The organism is Geomonas agri, from assembly GCF_020179605.1.
In the GTDB taxonomy this organism is placed as follows: Bacteria; Desulfobacterota; Desulfuromonadia; order Geobacterales; family Geobacteraceae; genus Geomonas; species Geomonas agri.
Genome location: NZ_JAINZO010000001.1, coordinates 1,073,981 through 1,091,524 on the forward strand (window position 1 = coordinate 1,073,981; position 17,544 = coordinate 1,091,524).

The 17,544-nt window shown below is 59.7% G+C and carries 13 protein-coding genes and 4 tRNA genes; 8 read left to right on the forward strand and 9 right to left on the reverse strand.

Features of this window, described 5'->3' with window-relative positions; translation table 11 throughout:
- Positions 1-713 precede the first annotated feature (713 nt).
- The 9 genes from K7R21_RS04630 to gap form a co-directional block, all read right to left on the reverse strand.
- Positions 714-789: transfer RNA gene (locus K7R21_RS04630), tRNA-Ala, on the reverse strand.
- A 64-nt stretch (positions 790-853) separates the two neighbouring features.
- Positions 854-940, reverse strand: a tRNA-Leu gene (locus tag K7R21_RS04635).
- Between the two features lie 163 nt (positions 941-1,103).
- The gene (locus tag K7R21_RS04640) at positions 1,104-1,592 is read right to left on the reverse strand and encodes a ferritin-like domain-containing protein (RefSeq protein ID WP_224982113.1); all 489 of its coding nucleotides are present in this window, start codon (positions 1,590-1,592) and stop codon (positions 1,104-1,106) included.
- A gap of 297 nt (positions 1,593-1,889) precedes the next feature.
- Positions 1,890-1,976, reverse strand: a tRNA-Leu gene (locus K7R21_RS04645).
- A 171-nt stretch (positions 1,977-2,147) separates the two neighbouring features.
- Positions 2,148-2,234, reverse strand: a tRNA-Leu gene (locus tag K7R21_RS04650).
- Positions 2,235-2,294: 60 nt separating this feature from the next.
- A complete protein-coding gene (gene secG / locus K7R21_RS04655) occupies positions 2,295-2,699 on the reverse strand; it encodes a preprotein translocase subunit SecG (protein WP_224982114.1) in 405 nt (134 codons plus the stop codon).
- A gap of 78 nt (positions 2,700-2,777) precedes the next feature.
- The gene (gene tpiA, locus K7R21_RS04660) at positions 2,778-3,533 is read right to left on the reverse strand and encodes a triose-phosphate isomerase (RefSeq protein WP_224982115.1); all 756 of its coding nucleotides are present in this window, start codon (positions 3,531-3,533) and stop codon (positions 2,778-2,780) included.
- Between the two features lie 84 nt (positions 3,534-3,617).
- Positions 3,618-4,817: a phosphoglycerate kinase gene (locus tag K7R21_RS04665; RefSeq protein WP_224982116.1), complete on the reverse strand. Its 1,200-nt coding sequence runs from the start codon at positions 4,815-4,817 to the stop codon at positions 3,618-3,620.
- Positions 4,818-4,897: 80 nt separating this feature from the next.
- A complete protein-coding gene (gene gap, locus K7R21_RS04670) occupies positions 4,898-5,893 on the reverse strand; it encodes a type I glyceraldehyde-3-phosphate dehydrogenase (protein WP_224982117.1) in 996 nt (331 codons plus the stop codon).
- 280 nt (positions 5,894-6,173) lie between these two features.
- On the opposite strand from gap, the gene K7R21_RS04675 reads away from it, so the two are divergent.
- The 8 genes from K7R21_RS04675 (at position 6,174) to pyrE (ending at position 17,499) form a co-directional block, all read left to right on the forward strand.
- Positions 6,174-8,249, forward strand: a complete 2,076-nt coding sequence (locus K7R21_RS04675; RefSeq protein WP_224982118.1) for an ATP-binding protein — start codon at positions 6,174-6,176, stop codon at positions 8,247-8,249.
- Positions 8,250-8,367: 118 nt separating this feature from the next.
- Positions 8,368-9,138 (forward strand): MBL fold metallo-hydrolase, encoded by a 771-nt coding sequence (locus K7R21_RS04680; protein WP_224982119.1) that lies wholly within the window; start codon positions 8,368-8,370, stop codon positions 9,136-9,138.
- Between the two features lie 87 nt (positions 9,139-9,225).
- Positions 9,226-10,521 carry an adenylosuccinate lyase gene (gene purB, locus K7R21_RS04685; protein ID WP_224982120.1) on the forward strand — a complete coding sequence of 432 codons (1,296 nt, stop codon included), beginning with the start codon at positions 9,226-9,228 and terminating at the stop codon, positions 10,519-10,521.
- A complete protein-coding gene (locus K7R21_RS04690) occupies positions 10,514-11,602 on the forward strand; it encodes a mechanosensitive ion channel family protein (RefSeq protein ID WP_224982121.1) in 1,089 nt (362 codons plus the stop codon). Before purB ends, K7R21_RS04690 begins: the two co-directional genes overlap by 8 nt.
- A complete protein-coding gene (purL, locus tag K7R21_RS04695; RefSeq protein WP_224982122.1) occupies positions 11,586-14,576 on the forward strand; it encodes a phosphoribosylformylglycinamidine synthase subunit PurL in 2,991 nt (996 codons plus the stop codon). Before K7R21_RS04690 ends, purL begins: the two co-directional genes overlap by 17 nt.
- 93 nt (positions 14,577-14,669) lie before the next feature.
- Positions 14,670-15,494 carry a phosphoribosylformylglycinamidine synthase subunit PurQ gene (locus K7R21_RS04700; protein WP_224982123.1) on the forward strand — a complete coding sequence of 275 codons (825 nt, stop codon included), beginning with the start codon at positions 14,670-14,672 and terminating at the stop codon, positions 15,492-15,494.
- A 32-nt stretch (positions 15,495-15,526) separates the two neighbouring features.
- Positions 15,527-16,954: an amidophosphoribosyltransferase gene (gene purF, locus K7R21_RS04705; RefSeq protein WP_224983414.1), complete on the forward strand. Its 1,428-nt coding sequence runs from the start codon at positions 15,527-15,529 to the stop codon at positions 16,952-16,954.
- The gene (gene pyrE / locus K7R21_RS04710; RefSeq protein ID WP_183346315.1) at positions 16,951-17,499 is read left to right on the forward strand and encodes an orotate phosphoribosyltransferase; all 549 of its coding nucleotides are present in this window, start codon (positions 16,951-16,953) and stop codon (positions 17,497-17,499) included. Before purF ends, pyrE begins: the two co-directional genes overlap by 4 nt.
- Positions 17,500-17,544 lie beyond the last annotated feature (45 nt).

Below are 17,544 nucleotides of genomic sequence, written 5' to 3' on the forward strand. Positions count from 1 at the left end.
TGCGGGGCGGGGGGCGAGACGACTTCATGCAGGAGGAGTGGGTGAGGGGGGACAGCAAAGAGCGGGACCGCCTCGAATGAAGCGTCCCGCTTGACCAAGCATTACCATCTACCTTTGTAGGCCGATACCTCTGCCGGCGAACCTTCGGTAGGATCCCGCTCGGCGGTGTGTTGGGCCCACCGTTCGTGGGAAGGGGATGCCAACGCAACGTCGGGACCTTCCGCAGGATCGCGTCCCGGGGTGAAATCCTCGTGACTACCCTGGCTGAGGCTGGCAGAGGTTTCCTCTTTGGAACTCCTACCGGCATTTTCCGCCATTGGTTGGCCTCCTATCGACCCCTGGTGCTGCCGGTCAAGTTCCGCAACCGGGTCGGCGTGTCTGAATGTCTGATGCCCATGTTTTCTCATGATGGACCTCCGCGCTGGGCCTCCTGTCAACATACCTTGGGAGCAGGTCATCTCATTGCCATTCCTTATTTTACGCTGGTTACGGTTATGCCTGGGCGAATACTTCATCCCGGCAGGCTAGCGGCTGCGCCCACCTGGTATGCGGTTCAGCCGGGGACTGGCTCGTCAGGTGCCTGTCTCCCTGTTTTTTGTGGAGCGAGAGGTGACGTAGGGGGGAAGGGAGGTGTGCAAAGAAAAGCGGGAATCCGGGTGGGGGGAAAAGAAAAACGGGGTCCGGCAATGTGCCGAACCCCGTTTCTTGATTGATGGTGGAGCTGATCAGGATCGAACTGACGACCTCTTGAATGCCATTCAAGCGCTCTCCCAACTGAGCTACAGCCCCATTATCTCTCGCGGTTATAAGGAAGAAAAAAGAGGTTAGGCTAACGCCCAACCTCTTGATCTTTTGGTGCCGAAGACTGGAATCGAACCAGCACACCCTTGCGAGTACTAGAACCTGAATCTAGCGCGTCTACCAATTCCGCCACTCCGGCTTGCGAGAGACCTACTTATAGCAAAGGAGGCCTCTCCGTGCAAGAAAAAAATGCCTGAATGATTATCTTTTTTCGCCTAGGCGGATAAATCATTAAAAAAACGAGGGAAGCAAAAAGGGGGCTCGCGCCCCCTTTCGTCGTGCCGTTATCTGCAGTTCTGCCGCTACTCCCTGACGAAGGTGTCCATGTCGGATTCGTCGACCATGGCCATGATCCTGGCGTACTCGGCCTCGATGGTCAGGAAGTGGTTGTGGGTCTCGTTGGCGTTCCACAGAAAGATTTCCTTGATGCCCGGGTCGCTGATCCTGCCCGCCGTCTCGCGCAGGGCGTTCTCCAGGTGGGTCTCCTTGTCCATCGCGTACTCCAGAGCCTTCTGCTCGGTGAAGTCGGAGTCGATGGCCTTCTGGATCGAGGTGATCCAAAGCGCCTCGTTTTGCGGCGGGGCGGTGATGAACTCCTCGAAGGAACCGAGGTCGTTGCCGTGGTAGGCCTTGAAGAACTGTGCAGCATGCTCCTTCTCTTCACGAGCCAACTGCTCGAACAGTCGCTTGGCTTCCGCATCCTTCATATGCTGTGCGCCGATCTGGTAGAAGTTCATCGCGTTCTTCTCGGTTTGAATGGCCTGTTTCAGTGCTTCTTGCATGTCTTTCATTCACACCTCCTGTACCCTTGAATATCATTAAAGTCGTTGGTGTAAACATTATATGGGGTGTTATTAGGTTGTCAACTGGACCACTTCGTCTGCGCAATGTCAGCGGTGAAGGTGAGTAGGGTGTGTACAAGGAAAATGAGTGGTGTGTAATAGATGATGGCAAAAGATCAAACGCGGGAATGTATCGATGTGTGACTGGTGTGACCGAAATGCTTGGACTATGACAGTGGTTGTCAGGAAGGGGAGCAGAAACAAAAAAGCGTCCCGGCTCTAAAGCTGGAACGCTGTCTGTTTGTGTGGTGCCGAAGACGAGACTCGAACTCGTACAGGCTATCGCCCGCCACCCCCTCAAGATGGTGTGTCTACCAATTCCACCACTTCGGCAAGAAGAACTCAGTTTGTATCATCAGCTGAGTCTGAAGTCAAGAATTAAGAGAGCGGAATGACAGTTTTTTACTGCCATTAACAGTTCAAGGGGGAGGGGATGTCACCTCCCCAAGAGCCGGAATAAAAAAGCGTCCTGGCTCATGGAGCAGGACGCTTTCGATGTTTAGCTGGTGCCGAAGACGAGACTCGAACTCGTACAGGCTATCGCCCGCCACCCCCTCAAGATGGTGTGTCTACCAATTCCACCACTTCGGCAAGAAGAATCCAGTTTGTATCATCTGGCGGCAGAGATGTCAACCGCAAATTTCTAATTAACTACTTTGCCGGAGCAGCGGGGGCTGCAGGTGCGGCCGGAGCTGCGGGCGCAGCCGGAGCGGCGGGTGCAGCAGCGTTGCCGGGAGCTGCGGGTTTGATCGGTTGCTGCAACGGCATGCCGCCCATCGGGGCCGGCTTGACCTTGGGTGCCTTGGACATGATGGAGGAACCGCCTCCTTTGCCCGACACGAAAGCCAGGGAGAGGGAGGTCAGCATGAAGATGACCGCTGCATACGTGGTCAGTTTGCTCATGAAGGTGTTGCCGCCGCCCGCGCCGAACACGGACTGGCTGCCGCTGGCGCCGAATGAGGCACCCATCTCGGCGCCTTTGCCTGACTGAAGCAGGACGACAACGATGAGAGCGAAACAGACTATGACGTGCAGGGTTACCAGTAAATAAGTCATTTAAAACCTAACCTCCGAGATTGTTCACGAGACTGCCAAAGAGACTGTTTAGCATATTTGCGAAAAATAACCAAGTTTTTATTCGCCGAAACGGACGATGGAAGCGAAAGAGGCTCCCTTGAGACTGGCGCCGCCGACCAGGGCGCCGTCTATGTCAGCGCAGGACATGAGCCCTTTGACGTTCTCCGGCTTGACAGAACCGCCATACAGTATCCTCACCTTGTCGGCTGCAGTCTTGCCGAACATCTTGGCGACCACGCCGCGCACGAAGGCGTGTGCTTCCTGCGCCTGATCGTCGGTGGCGACCTTGCCGGTACCGATGGCCCAGACCGGTTCGTAGGCGATGATCACCGGTGCGAATTGAGTCTCGTTGAGTCCTTCCAGGCCGCCCTGCACCTGGCGCTCCAGCACCTTGAAGGTGTCGCCGGCTTCACGAGCCTCGAGCGTTTCGCCGATGCAGAAGATGGGGACCAGGGCACCCTTGAGCGCCGCCTTGATCTTCTTGTTGACGGTCTGGTCGGTTTCGCCGAAGTACTGCCTGCGCTCGGAATGGCCGATGATGACGTGGCTGGCACCTGCGTCGAGCAGCATGCGCGGCGACACCTCGCCGGTGAAGGCGCCTTCCTCCTCCCAGAAGACATCCTGGGCGGCGAGGCTGATGTTGGTGCCGGCGAGCGCCGCGGGCAGCGACGGCAGCACGGTGAATACCGGCGCGACTACTACCTCGACGCTGTTCACGCCGGCGACCAGCGGTGCCAGTTCCTCGATCAGGGCCAGTGCCTCACCCTTTGTCTTATATAGTTTCCAGTTGCCTGCTATGACCGGCTTGCGCATTGGTTCCTCCAACAATGGTAGTGACTGCAATCTCAGATGGCGGCCCGACCGGTCAGACTGGTCGGACCAGTCGGACTCTGTCGCCTACTTGTGTCCCTTGTCTTCCAGCACCTTGATGCCCGGCAGTTTCTTACCTTCCAGGAGTTCCAGGAAAGCGCCGCCGCCGGTGGAGATGTAGCTGATCTTCGCGTACTCGCCGGCACGGTGCACCGCGACGTCGGTATCGCCGCCGCCGACGATGGTCAGGGCGTAGGAGTTGGCCACTGCGGAGACCATGGCGAAGGTGCCGCGCGAGAAGGCGTCCATCTCGAAAACGCCCATCGGGCCGTTCCAGACGATGGTCTTCGCGTTCTGCAGCGCTTCGGTGAAGAGAGCCACGGTGGCGGGGCCGATGTCGAGCGCCATCCACCCCTCCGGGATTTCCTGGATCGGGCAAACTTTGGTCTCGGCGGCTGGGTTGAACTGGTCGGCGACCACGCAGTCTACCGGGAGGTAGAACTTGACGCCCATGGCGCGCGCTTTCTCGTAGGTCTTCATGGCGGTCTCGATCAGGTTGTCCTCGACCAGCGACTTGCCGACGTTGTAGCCCATCCCTTTCAAGAAGGTGAAGGCCATGCCGCCGCCGATGATGATCTTATCCACCTTGTCGCACAGGTTCTCGAGAACCTCGATCTTGCCGGAGACCTTGGCGCCGCCCAGGATGGAGACCAGCGGGCGGATCGGGTTCTTCATCGCCTTCTCGAAGTAGTTCATCTCGTTTTTCATCAGGAAGCCGGCAGCCACCACCGGGAAAAAGTCGGTGATCGCCTCGACGGAGGCATGGGCGCGGTGCGAGACCGCGAAGGCGTCGTTCACGTACACCTCGCAGTCGTTGGCCAGCGCCTTGGCGAAGTCGACGTCGTTTTTCTCCTCGCCGGCGTAGAAGCGCACATTCTCCAGCATGACCACGTCGCCCGGCTGCATGGCGTTGATCATGGCGCGCACGTCATCACCGATGCAATCAGAAGCAAGTTTCACCTCTTTGCCCAGCAGCCTTGAGAGGCGCTTGGCGGCGGGGGCCATGGAGTACTTCTCCTTGCGCTCACCCTTGGGGCGGCCCAGGTGCGAGGCAAGCACGATCTTGGCCTTCTGGTCGAGCGCGTAGTTCAAGGTCGGCAGCACGGCGCGGATCCTGGTGTCCTCGGTGATGTTCTGGTTGTCGTCCAAAGGAACGTTGAAGTCGACACGCATGAACAGCTTCTTCCCGGTAAGGTTTTCGATCTCATCGATGTAACGAATTGACATGACTCCTCCTAGACGCAAAAAAATAAACGAGGGGGGAGAATAGCTCCCCCCCCGCAATGTGTATTCAATTTCGCAACTTCTTACAACATGATTTTCATCAGCCCCACAACCCTGCTGGAGAAGCCCATCTCGTTGTCGTACCAGGAGAGGACCTTTACCATGTTGCCGTCGATGACCTTGGTGCAGGATGCATCGACGATCGAGGAGAGGGTGTTGCCGTTGAAGTCACAGGAAACCAGCGGCTCTTCGCAGAACCCGAGGATACCCTTGAGCGGCCCCTCGGCGGCAGCCTTGAGCGCGGCATTGACCTGCTGCGCGTCGGTCGGCTTGGTAAGGGTTGCCACCAAGTCAACGACGGAAACGTTCGGGGTCGGTACGCGGATGGCCATGCCGTCCAGTTTCCCCTTGAGAGCCGGCAGCACCAGGGATACCGCCTTGGCTGCGCCGGTGGTGGTCGGGATCATGGAGAGGGCGGCGGCGCGGGCGCGGCGCAGGTCCTTGTGCGGCAGGTCCAGGATGTTTTGGTCGTTGGTGTAGGAGTGGACGGTGGTGACCAGGCCTTTTTCGATCCCGAAGCTGTCCTGGAGCACCTTGGCGACCGGGGCCAGGCAGTTGGTGGTGCAGGATGCGTTGGAGACGATGTGGTGCTTGTTCTTGTCGTACTCTTTGTCGTTGACGCCGAGGACCACGGTGAGGTCCGGATCGGTGGCGGGTGCGGAGATGATGACTTTCTTGGCACCGGCGGTCAGGTGCTGAGCTGCCTTGTCGCGTGCGGTGAACAGGCCGGTCGACTCGAGCACGATGTCGACCTTGAGGTCTTTCCAGGGGAGCTCCGCCGGGTTTCTCACCGCCAGAACTTTGATGGCTTTGCCGTTAACGATGAGCTGGTCGCCGTCTACGGAAACTTCACCAGGAAACTTCCCATGAACCGAATCATACTTTAACAGGTGCGCCAGCGTTTTAGCATCAGTGAGGTCATTGATTGCAACAAATTCGAAATCTTGCGACTGTGCAGCAGCTCTGAGTACACAACGTCCTATACGGCCGAATCCATTAACAGCTACTCTTAAAGCCATGTCCCCCTCCTGTTAATTAAGTATTCCTTCACAATTGGGGATACTAACAGCCGAACCGGTGCCCGTCAAGATTTTATTCAAGCTTTTTCGGGTACGGTCGATACCGACAATGGGTGTGAGTCGACATGCTATCAGCAGGGATTCGCATGATTGAAACAGGAACTTTTGTGGGTGAATAAATCCACATAATAATTGACTTTCAGTTGAAGTATAAATTATGCTGGCGTGGCCCATGATGCGCATTTCTTTCCTCCACGCCGTTGCTGGAAATAGACCATAGATGAAAATGACACTGGAAAAACGCATCTTACTGTTTTCCTTCCTGATCCTCTTCCTCACCATCTTCATTGGTTCCGGTATGGACATAATGGCGTTGCGCAAGGACCAGGTGAACGCACTCAGCCTGCGTTCCAAGGGACTTGCCGTCGCTCTCAAATCCAACATCGAGAAGGTCATCAACCTCGGTCTGGAATTGAAGGACATGACCGGTGTGTCGGATAAGTGCCGCGAGATCATCGAGGGGAACCCGGACATCGCCTACTGCGTGGTGACCGAACTCAACGGCAAGGTGCTCTTCGCCAGCGATCCCCGCTTCTTGTCCCTGCCCATTCAGGAATCGCAGAAGGAGGAAGCGCGGCTTGGAGAAGAGCCGGTCTATAAGCGCCGCCTCACCATGACAGTGGGCGGCTCGACCAACTCCTATTACGACAACGCCGTCATGGTGATGAGCCCGTACGGCAAGCCGCTGGCGCAGGCCCACGTCGGCTTCAGCGACCAGGTCGTCTTCGACAAGATGAAGGGTATGGTGCTGAAGACCCTGTTCCTGCTGGGTATCTCCCTGGTCACCTCCTTCACCCTGATTATGCTCTTCATGAAGAGATACGTGATGCAGCCCATCTCCATGCTGCTCAAGGGCGTAAAGCAGATCTCCGAGGGGGCGTTCGACACCCACATCGGCGAGGTTCAGGTCTACGAGTTCAACGAACTGGCCCGCAACGTCAACATCATGTCCCAGTTCCTGAAAAACAGGGACGCAGAAATCAAGAAGAACTACCAGGACATGGAGCGCACCTTCGACGAGTTGCAGGCCTCCTACCGCAAGCTGGAGAAGCTATCCACCGATCTCGAGCGCTCCGAAGAGTTATACAAGTCGCTCATGGAGGACGCCAGCGACGCCATCGTGGTCATTGGCTCTGACGAGTGCATCCGCATGGTCAACAAGATGGCGGAGGAGTTCTTCGGCTACGACGCCAAGGAACTGGTGGGGCTGCCGCTCACCAAGATGCTCCTGCTGTTGAACATCAGCAACATCCCCAAGGTGCACCGGATCTTCCGCGAGGCGGCCGAAGGGGCGCATATAGCCGAAGAGATGCAACTCTCCCGCAAAGAAGGGGGCGCCATGGTCGCCATGCTGCACGCCTCCAGCATCAAGAGCGGCTCCGAGACCCTGGTGCAGGCGATCTTCCGCGATGTTACTCGCGAACGCGAGATCATCCTCAACCTGGAGAAGAGCTCCGCCGACCTTGCCCGCCTGAACCGGATGAAGGACTCCTTCCTGGGGCTCGCCTCGCACGAACTGAAGACCCCGCTCACCGTGATCATGGGCTACTCCGAGCTGATCACCACCGACCTCGCCGACAAGGTGGACAATACCGTGCTGGAGATGGTGGTCAACATCGCCAACGCCGCGGCGCGCCTGGACAACATCATCAAGGACATGGTGGATGTGTCCATGATCGACGAGAAGCGACTGCAGCTCAAGGTCGAGGATATTCAGCTGAACCGCCTCATCGAGGCGAGCGTGAACGAGTTGCGCTTCTTCTTCTCCATGAGGAAGCAGGAGGTGGTGCTGAACCTGGACGAGTCGCTTCCCACCATCCGCGGCGACGCTCTGCGCCTCATGCAGCTTCTCTCCAATATCCTGGGCAACGCCATCAAGTTCACCCCCGACGGCGGGCGCATCACGGTCAGCACCTCGGCCAAGTACCTGCTGCGCGGGCCGGCCGGCAGCGACGAGAGCGCGCCTGGGCGGGAACACCACCTGTTCCTGGAGATCACCGTTACCGACACCGGTATCGGCATCGATCGCGAGGACCAGTTGCGCGTCTTCGACAAGTTCTACGAGGTCGGTAACATCCAGGAGCATTCCAGCGGTAAGGTCGCCTTCAAGGCCAAGGGGGCAGGGCTCGGCCTCTCCATCGCCAAGGGGATCGTCGACATGCACGGAGGCGAGATCTGGGTCGAGTCCACCGGCTACAATCCGGACCGTTTCCCCGGCTCCTCCTTCCATATCCTGCTCCCCGTTTCTCCGGGTCTGAACGAGGGAAGCACGGACTACAGCAGGCTTTTGCGTTAATCAAATCTCAGCAACTTCATCTTGAATCTACCTGCCAATTCCTGTATAAAAATAAGGTTTTTCTGCCGTTCATGAATCCCCGTTGCCGGGGTGATTCACGCTTAGTTTGGAGGGATGCATGAGGCTCAGCCTCTTGGCAAGTGGCAGCAAGGGGAATTCCCTGTTTCTGGAAACCGATTCCTGCCGTTTGCTGATCGATGCCGGCCTCTCCGGTCGGGAGACCACCAACCGGCTCGCCTCCATCGGCGTCGACGCCGCCACGCTGGACGGCATCCTGGTTACCCACGAGCACACCGACCATATTCGCAGCGTCGGCACGCTGGCCCGACGCCTGAAGATCCCGGTGCTCGGTTCGAGCCGGATGCTGCAGGCGGCGCACCACGTGATCGGCAAAACTGAATGCATCGAGTTCGAGGCGGGCGCATCCTTCACCTTCAAGGGGATTTCCATCGATCCCTTCCCGGTGACGCACGATGCCTGCGATCCGGTCGGTTTCCGGATCGAGAGCGGCGAGGGGTGCATCGGTTTTGCCACCGATCTCGGCATCGCCACCCGGTTGACCCAGGAAAAACTGAAGGGGTGCCGAGCGCTGGTGCTGGAATTCAACCACGACGAGCAGATGCTGCAGGACGGACCTTATCCCTGGCACCTCAAGCAGCGCATCCGCTCCCGCCACGGACACCTCTCCAATGCGGAGGGGGCGAACCTTCTGGAGGAACTTCTGCACGGCGACCTGCAGGGGGTCTTTCTCTCCCATCTCTCCGAGGTGAACAACGACCCGGCGCTGGCACTAGCCGCTGCGCGCGGGCTTTTGAGCCGCCAGAACATGTGCGGGCCTGACCTCTTCCTGGGGTGCCAGCACCAGGTGAGCGGCGTATTCTCTGCGTGATTCTCGCACCCCCCTTCGCCTGGCGGAGGGGGATGCACCTGTTTTTGCCATAAAAAAATCAGATAATTCAGCAAGGGGGAAGAATTCGTGATCGAACGTTACAGCCGTCCTGAAATGACCCGCATCTGGGAGCCCGAAAACCGCTACGCCAAGTGGCTCGAGATAGAGATCTACGCCTGCGAGGCCCACTCCGAGATGGGGCGCATCCCGAAAGACGCGGTTTCCCGCATCAGGGCCAAGGCGAGCTTCGACGTGGCACGCATCGACGAGATCGAGCGCACCGTCAAGCACGACGTCATCGCGTTCCTCACCTCGGTTGCCGACTACATCGGCGACGACTCCCGCTTCGTTCACCTGGGCCTTACTTCCTCCGACATCCTCGACACCTCTTTTGCCATGCTCTTGAAAGAAGCGGGTGAGCTGATCATCTCCGACATCAAGCGCCTCATGGCCGTAATCAAGACCCGCGCTTACGAGCACAAGATGACCCCGCAGATGGGTCGCTCGCACGGCATCCACGCCGAGCCGGTCACCTTTGGCCTCAAGATGGCACTCTGGTACGACGAAATGGCCCGTAACCTGAAGCGCATGGAAGCGGCCCTGGAGACCATCTCCTACGGCAAGATCTCCGGCGCCGTCGGTACCTTCGCCAACATCGACCCGCAGGTCGAGGAGTACGTCTGCAAGAAAGCGGGCCTGAAGCCGGCTCCCTGTTCCACGCAGGTGCTGCAGCGCGACCGCCACGCCGAATACTTCACCACCCTGGCCATCATCGCCTCCTCGATAGAGAAGTTCGCCGTCGAGATCAGGCACCTGCAGAGGACCGAGGTGCTCGAGGCCGAGGAATTCTTCAGCAAGGGGCAAAAGGGCTCTTCCGCCATGCCGCACAAGAGGAACCCGGTCCTTTCCGAGAACCTGACCGGCCTGGCTCGCCTGATGCGCGGCTACGCCCTGTCCGCCATCGAGAACGTGCCCCTTTGGCACGAGCGCGACATCTCCCACTCCTCCGTTGAGCGCATCATCGGACCGGACGCAACCGTCACCCTGGACTTCATGCTTAACCGCGCCATCGGCCTGATCGAAAACCTGGTGGTTTACCCTGAAAACATGATGCGCAACCTGAACCAGATGCGCGGCCTGATCTTCTCCCAGCGCGTGCTGCTGAAGCTGGCCGAGGCGGGCGCCTCCCGCGAGAAGGCCTACGCCCTGGTGCAGAGAAACGCCATGAAGGTGTGGGAAGAGGGCAAGGACTTCCAGACCGAGCTCTTAAACGACGAGGAAGTAACCTCGTTCCTCCCGGCCGAGGAAATCAAGGAAGCGTTCGACCTCGGTTACCACATGAAGCACGTCGACACCATTTTCACGAGGGTCTTTGGTGGATAGCCTCCTCTACTACCTGACACCGGACGAGATGGATCCGTTCTATCTCTTCTGGGCCAAGCAGGCGGTGATTTCCGTCGCTATCATCGCCTTCTTTTACCTCCTCTCCAGGCTCTTGCAGGTGCTGATTGCCAAGATCGGCACCCGCCTGTGCGCCGCCACGGAGACGGACCTCGACGACAGGATCCTTGAGCGGGTCTCCGGTCCCGCCATGCTCCTGGTCAACTGCGCTGGCCTGTACCTGGCTATCAAGCGCCTGCCGCTGCACGACAAGGTTGGCATCGCCGCGGCCGGGCTTCTGTTCGTGGTGAACATAACCATCCTCACCGTCATCGCCTACCGGGTGTTGGACGAACTCCTCAAGGCGTACGGGGCGCGGGTGGCCGGGGCCGAGGTGAGCCGCCAGATCATGCCGCTGGTGGAGAAGCTGTGCACCATCTTCCTGGTGGTCACCGCGCTCATCATCACCCTCAAGCACTTCAACTACGACATCCTGTCGCTGGTCACCGCACTGGGCGTTGGCTCTCTGGCCATCGGCCTCGCCGCCAAGGACACCCTGGCCAACATGGTCTCCGGTTTCACGTTGATGATTGACCGTCCCTTCCGCATCGGGGACCGCATCCAGCTGGGTACCCAGGTGGGCGACGTCATCGACATTGGTCTCAGGAGCACGAAGATCAAGGGGGCCGACAACACCTTCCTGATCATCCCGAACTCGGAGCTGTGCAACTCGACCCTGGTTAACATGGCCTTCCCGGACGTCAGGGTGAAGGGGCGGGTCAACATCGGCATCGGCTATGAATGCGACGTTGAGCGCGCCAAGAACCTCATGGTGCAGACTGCGCTCTCGGCGCCCGACGTGCTCAAGGAGCCCAAGCCCGACGCCTACTTCATGAACTTCGGCGACAGCGCGCTGAACCTCTCGCTCTTCTTCTGGGTTGCCGACTACACCCACACCGTCTCGGCTACCGACCAGATCAACAGCGCCCTGCTGCAGTGCTTCCAGGACAACGGCATCACCATCCCGTACCCGACGCGTACGGTTATCCATGAAAAGGACACCAACAATGCCCCACAGGATTGAGATCACCCTTAAGGACGAGGTTCGCGACCCGCGCGGTGAGCGCATCAAGCGCGAGATCGCGCACTTCCTCCACCTTGACGTGGCCGATGTGCGTACCATCGACGTCTACACCGTCGACGCGGCACTCTCCGCCGAGGAACTGACCCAGGTTGCTGCCGGTCCCTTTAGCGACCCGGTCATCCAGAACTACTCGATCGACAAGCCCGCCGCGGCAGGTTTCGATTACCTGGTAGAGGTCGGCTTCCGTGCCGGCGTCACCGACAACGTCGGCCGCACCGCCGGCGAGGCGATCGGCTATTTGCTGGGCCGCCCGCTGGCCGCAGGGGAGGGGGTGTACACCTCCGTGCAGTATCTGATCTCCGGGAAGCTCGCCCAGGCGGACGCCGAGAAGATTGCCACCGGGCTTTTGTGCAACACGCTGATCCAGCGCTATCAGATTCTCGACGCGGCCACCTTCAAGGCCCAAGGGGGCGTCGCTCCCTTCGTCCCTAAGGTGCAGGTCGAGGCCAAGGTAGAGGTCAACATTATCAACCTCGAGGTTTCCGACGAGGAACTGATGCGCATCAGCCGCGACGGCGTGCTGGCACTTACCCTGGACGAGATGAAGATTATCCAGGCGCACTACCGTGACCCGCAGGTGGTCGAGAAGCGCAAGAGCTTGGGCCTCGGCGCGGCTCCCACCGACGTCGAACTGGAAGCGCTGGCCCAGACCTGGTCCGAGCACTGCAAGCACAAGATCTTCTCCGCCGACGTCACCTACGAGGACGGCACCGGCAAGACTGAAAAGATCAACTCGCTGTTCAAGAGCTACATCCAGAAGACCACTGCTGACGTGCGCGCAGCACAGGGCGACAAGGACTACTGCCTCTCCGTCTTCAAGGACAACGCAGGCGTCATCAAGTTCAACGACGACTGGTCCCTGGTGTTCAAGGTGGAGACCCACAACTCTCCGTCGGCTCTTGATCCCTACGGCGGGGCGCTGACCGGCATCGTCGGCGTCAACCGCGACCCGTTCGGCACGGGGAAGGGCGCCAAGCTCATATTCAACACCGACGTCTTCTGCTTCGCCGATCCGTTTTACGAGAAGGAGCTCCCCAAACGCCTGCTGCACCCGCGCCGCATTTACGAGGGCGTGGTCGAGGGTGTCGAGCACGGCGGCAACAAGAGCGGCATCCCGACCGTGAACGGCTCGCTGGTATTCGACGAGCGTTTCGCCGGCAAGCCGCTGGTATTCTGCGGCACCGCCGGTCTCATGCCCGCCACCATCAAGGGTGAGCCCTCGCACCAGAAGAAGATCACTCCGGGCGACCTCATCGTCATGACCGGCGGCCGCATCGGCAAGGACGGCATCCACGGCGCCACCTTCTCTTCCGAGGAGCTGAACGAGAACTCGCCGGTGTCCGCGGTGCAGATCGGCGACCCGATCACCCAGAAGCGGATGTTCGACTTCCTGATCCGCGCCCGCGACAAGGCGCTGTACCGCTTCATCACCGACAACGGGGCAGGGGGGCTTTCCTCCTCTATCGGCGAGATGTCCGAGGAGTGCGGCGGCTGCCAGCTCGACCTCTCCAAGGCTCCGCTCAAGTACCCGGGACTGGCTCCCTGGGAGATCCTGATCTCCGAGGCCCAGGAGAGGATGAGCCTCGCCGTGCCGCCCGAGAAGATTGATGAGTTCATGGAGATGGCCAAGCGCTACGGCGTGGAGGCGACCGTGCTCGGCACCTTCACCGATTCCGGCATCTTCCACATGCTCTACGGCGACAAGACCGTGGCGTACCTGCCGCTGTCCTTCATGCACGCCGGCCTGCCGCCGATGCAGATCCCTGCGCGCTGGGAGCAGCCGGTGCACGAGGAGCCGAAACTCGCTCCGGCCGCTGATTACACGACCGACGTCAAGGCACTCCTTTCCTCGCTCAATATCTGCTCCAAGGAGAGCGTCGTACGTCGCTACGACCACGAGGTCCAGGGCGGTTCGGTGGTGAAGCCGTTCACCGGCGTCGACAACGACGGCCCGTCCGATGCCGCGGTGGTTCGTCCCATCCTGGACTCCTTCGAAGGGGTCGTGGTCGGTCACGGCATCTGCCCGCGCTACAGCGACATCGATGCCTACGACATGGCGGCCAACGCCATCGACGAAGGTCTTAGGAACTACGTCGCGGTAGGCGGCTCGCTCGATCTCGTCGCCGGTCTTGACAACTTTTGCTGGTGCGACCCGGTCCTGTCCGAAAGGACCCCGGACGGTCCGTACAAGATGGCCCAGCTGGTGCGCGCCAACAAGGCGCTCTACGACTACTGCACCGTCTTCTCCATGCCGCTCATCTCCGGCAAGGACTCGATGAAGAACGACTTCTACGACGGCACCACCAAGATCTCCATCCCGCCGACCCTTCTCTTCTCGGTCATCGGCAAGATGGAGGACGCGCGTCTCGCCGTCACCATGGACGTGAAGCACGCCGGCGACCAGGTGTACCTCCTGGGTGCCACCGCCAACGAGCTGGGCGCTTCCGAGTACCTGGCACAGCAGGGCTTCGTAGGCAACAACGTACCGAAAGTAGACGCGCAGGCGGCGCTCGCCACCTACCGCGCTTACGGTGCGGCGCTCAAGGCCGGGCTGGTTGCTTCCTGCCACGACCTCTCCGACGGCGGCCTCGCGGTTGCTGCGGCTGAATCCGCCTTCGCCGGCGGCTTCGGTATTGAGCTCGACTTGGCCCAGGTGGCATACAAGGGTGTCGCGGCGGACAAGAGTGACATCGTGCTGCTCTTCTCCGAGTCCGCCTCCCGCCTGCTGGTGACGGTACGTGCCGAGAAAGCAGCCGAGTTCGAGAAGGCCATGGCAGGCACTGCCTTCGCCAAGGTCGGCGCGGTGACCGCAGAGCCGACCCTGAAGGTGAAGGGTCTTGCTGGCAACGTGGTGGTTAACGCCGCTAACTCCGAGCTGAAAGCCGCCTGGCAGGAGCCGCTCAAGGACCTGTAGATAGCGAATCTTTTATATGCAGAAAAAAAGCGGGTTGTGCAATAATGAGAGCCGCTGTGCCCGCTACTAACCATCCGATAGAGGACTTTATTGATGACCAAGGCTAAAGCGCTTGTCATAACAGGCAACGGCACCAACTGCGAAACCGAGGCGGCCCACGCCTGCAAACTGGGCGGCTTCGACGAGGCGCGCATCGCCCATATAGCTGAGCTTCTCACCGGTGAGGTGAGGCTGGACGACTACCACTTCCTGAACCTGACCGGCGGCTTCCTCGACGGCGACGACCTCGGCAGCGCCAAGGCCCAGGCCAACCGCCTGCGCTACGCGACGGTTGAGGGCAAAGAAGAGCGCCTCGTGGACCAGATCACCCGCTTCATCGCGGACGGCAAACTAATCCTGGGCGTCTGCAATGGCTTCCAGCTCCTGGTGAAGATGGGAATGCTCCCGGCTCTTGGCGGCAACTACCTGAACCAGACCGCGACTCTTACCTACAACGCGAGCGGCCGCTTCCAGGACCGCTGGTGCTACTTGAAGGTCGATGCCGATTCCCCGTCCCTGTACACCCGCGGCATCGAGGGCGGCGTCTACCTCCCGGTTCGCCACGGCGAAGGGAAGTTCCTGGTGGACGACGCCAAGACCCTGGAGGCGATTGAGGGCAAGCACCTCTCCTGTCTCAAGTACTCCGATAAGAACTACACGGCGCCGACCATGGAATTCCCTGAGAACCCCAACGGTTCCGTGAACGCCATCGCTGGCATCTGCGACGAGACCGGCAGGATCATGGGGCTCATGCCGCATCCCGAGGCATTCGTGCACCGCACCCAGCACCCGCGCTGGACTCGTGAAGAGCTGCCGGAAGAGGGCGAAGGCCTGATCTTCTTCAAGAACGCAGCGAAATACGTCAAAGAGAACTTCTAGCACCACTTTTATAAGGAGCAGTCGTGGAAGAAATGATGATGCGCAGGCCCGAAGAAGAGTGCGGCATTTTCGGTGTATTCAACCACCCGGAGGCGTCGAACCTCACTTACCTCGGGCTCTACGCCTTGCAGCACAGGGGACAGGAAAGTTGCGGCATCGTCTCCTCGGACGGAAGCAGTCTGCACGCGCATAAAAGCATGGGACTCGTCGCCGACGTGTTCGGCAACCCCGAAATCTTCAAGACTCTGCCCGGTCGTTCCGCCATCGGCCACGTGCGTTACTCGACCACCGGCTCCTCGGTGATCAAAAACGTCCAGCCCATCAATGTGGACTACTCCCGCGGCTCCATCGCGATAGCCCACAACGGCAACATCGTCAACGCCCAAATCATCAAGGACGAGCTGGAGGCCTACGGTTCCATCTTCCAGACCACCATGGACACCGAGATCATCGTCCACCTGCTCGCCACTTCCAAGCAGAATTCGCTTCTTGACCGAATCACCGACGCACTGTCCCGCATCCAGGGCGCCTACTGCCTCCTATTCCTGACCGAGAGCCGCATGGTAGCGGTGCGCGATCCCAACGGCTTCCGTCCGCTCTGCCTCGGCCGCCAGGGGGGCGCTTACGTGGTCGCCTCCGAGAGCTGCGCCCTCGACCTGATCGATGCCGAGTTCATCCGTGAGATCGAGCCGGGCGAGGTGATCGTCATCGACAAGAACGGCCTGACCTCCTTCTTCCCGTTCAAGAAGGTACAGCCGACCCCGTGCATCTTCGAATTCGTCTACTTCGCGCGTCCCGACTCCCACATCTTCGGCAAAAACGTGTACCAGGTGCGCAAGGAGCAGGGGCGCCAGTTGGCCCGCGAGCACAAGGTCGATGCGGACATCGTCATCCCGATCCCGGATTCCGGTGTCCCCGCGGCGCTTGGCTACGCCGAGGAATCCGGCATTCCGTTCGAGCTGGGATTGATCCGCAACCACTACGTCGGCCGTACCTTCATCGAACCACAGCAGGCGATCCGCCACTTCGGCGTTAAGATCAAGCTGAACCCGGTGCGCGAGGTGCTGAAAGGCAAGCGTGTGGTGGTTATTGACGACTCCATCGTGCGCGGCACCACCTCCAGGAAGATCGTCAAGATGATCAGGAACGCAGGCGCCGCCGAGGTGCACGTGCGCATCTCCTCGCCGCCGACCAGCTATCCCTGCTACTACGGCATCGATACCCCGAACCGCAAGGAGCTGATCTCCTCGTCGCACTCGATCGACGAGATCCGCCGTTATATTACCGCCGATTCGCTCGGCTACCTCTCCGAAGAAGGTCTCATGTCTACCGTCGGCGCCGAGAATGCCGATTTCTGCACCGCCTGCTTTACCGGGGGATACCCGGTTAAATTCCCGCGTCTGATGGACCAGCAAGAGCCGCAGATGGGATTATTCGAAAAGGAGACTGCCGAGAAATGACCGAAAAGGAAAGACTGAAGAAGATCATCATTGAGCTGTCCTACGAGAAGAGGAACGTGACCTTGGCTTCCGGTCGTCAGAGCGATTTTTACTTTGACGGGAAGCAGACCACGCTGCACCCCGAGGGCGGCTACCTGACCGGCAAGCTTTTCTTCGAGGCCATCAAGGACGTCGAAGGTGTTGAAGGGGTAGGGGGGCTTACCCTGGGCGCAGACCCTATCGCCACCGCTACCTCCGTGGTCAGCTTCCTGGAGGGTAAACCGGTCCCGGGCTTCATCATCCGCAAGGAGCCCAAGGGGCACGGCACCGGCGCATGGCTGGAGGGGCGCAAGAACCTGAAGCCCGGCTCCAAGGTGGTCATCGTCGAGGACGTCGTGACCAGCGGCGGCTCCTCCCTTAAGGCGATCAAGCGCGCGGAGGAGGAAGGGCTGGTGGTCCTGGGTGTGGTCACCCTGGTGGACCGTGAGGAAGGCGGCCGCGAGAACATCGAGGCCGAAGGGTACTGGCTGAAGTCCATCTTCACCAAAGCCGAGATCCTCGCTTAGTAGTTGATCGATACTGTGCGTACCGAAGGCGGCAATTTGTTCATT